The sequence below is a fragment of the Rathayibacter sp. AY1C1 genome (assembly GCF_002932105.1).
Taxonomy (GTDB): Bacteria; Actinomycetota; Actinomycetes; order Actinomycetales; family Microbacteriaceae; genus Rathayibacter.
Genome location: NZ_PSWH01000069.1, coordinates 1 through 1,508 on the forward strand (window position 1 = coordinate 1; position 1,508 = coordinate 1,508).

The window sequence follows — 1,508 nt, forward strand, 5'->3', positions numbered from 1 at the left end:
GCGTGGTGGTCATCGTGCGGCTCCGGTCTCGGGGGTGGGTGTCGGGGTGGCGTCGGCGTCCGGCGCAGTGGTGCCGGAGTCGGCGCCCGGTGTGGAGTCCTGGACGCGGATCGACCCGCCCTCCTGGGCGATGCGGACCACGAACGGCTCGGCCTCGGGATCGCCGAAGGTCTGCGTCCACAGCTGACGGCCGTCGGCGGTGCGGACCTCGCGGGGCGCGTCGATCGCGCCTCCGTCGGCGTCCAGAACGAGGAGCTCGGTGTCCTCCGTGGTCGCCTCGAGGCGGACCGCCGTTCCCGCCGTCGTGGCGACGGACACGTGCCCGTAGCCGATCCAGAGGTCCAGCGGCTCGCCGGAGGTCTCGTAGCCGGGTGCGACCGTGACGCGCAGGTCGCTCGCCGCGAGCGTCGCGTAGCGGCCGGGAGCGGCGCTCGAGAAGCCGTAGGTGCCCAGCACGGGGAGCAGCTCGCGGTCGGTCGGCAGCACGGCGGCGCAGGCGGCCGTGACCAGCGCGACCGTCGCGAGGGCGACCAGCGCGATCGCGCGCCTCCGGAACAGGCCGGCGAGCACGATCACCACGGCGAGCACGAGCGCGGCCGAGGCGGCTCCGACGACGAGGGCCGTCGGCCCGGAGGCGGTGAGCGAGACCAGTGCGCCGGTCAGTGCGGCGGCGCCCAGGGCGAGCAGCGTGAGGCTCGCCCGCAGCCGGGGGTTCGCGGCGCGTCGGAGGCGCTGGCGCTCCAGGCGCGCGGCGGTGACGGTGGCGGCGGCGACTCGCGCCTCCTCCGCCCGGGCGCGGGCCGTCTCGCGGGCCGACGCGCTCTGCTGGGCGCGGAAGGCCTCCCGCTCGGCCCGCCAGGCCTCCTGGCGCTCGCGCCACTCGGCGACGGCCTCGGGGGACGAGGGGCGCTCGTCCTGCAGCCCGGGGTCGGGTGCGGGGTAGGCGGGAGCGGAGGGCGCGGGGTAGGGGAGCGTCGCGGAGGGGTGTGCGGACGGGGAGCCCTGGGCCGGGTGAGCGGCCGCGTCGTCCGATCGCCGGCTCCGCCGCACGATCCAGACCACGAAGGCCACGATCAGCCCGAGCACCACGAGCGACCACAGCGTCCGCCCGGTCGCGGGCGCCCAGGGCATCGCCCCGGTGTACGCGCCGCCGAGCGACCAGAAGCCCTGCGCCACCGGCAGCATCGAGGCGAGCACGAGGACGCCGATCCCGGCGTGCACCCGGTCGAGCGAGCCGCGGAGCAGCCGCTCCACCGGCAGGGCGCCGTCCTGGTCGGGCAGCAGCAGCCAGGCCGCGGCGTAGAGGAGGAGCGCGGGCCCGCCCAGCACCGCGACGACGAGCACGATCCCGCGCACGATCAGCGGGTCGATGCCGAGCCGGTCGGCGATCCCCGCGCAGACGCCGCCGATCCAGCCGGGACGGCGGGGCAGGTCGAGGCCGCGCAGCCAGAGCACGAAGCGGTTCTCGGGCGCGGGGGGCGGATCGGCGGGGCCGGGGGCTCCCGGGT

1 protein-coding gene is annotated in these 1,508 nt (G+C 77.5%); it reads right to left on the reverse strand.

The window, feature by feature from the left end:
• Nucleotides 1-9: 9 nt before the first annotated feature.
• The coding region (locus C5C71_RS17100; RefSeq protein ID WP_104338174.1) for a PspC domain-containing protein at nucleotides 10-1,508 on the reverse strand (1,499 nt) is incomplete at its 5' end.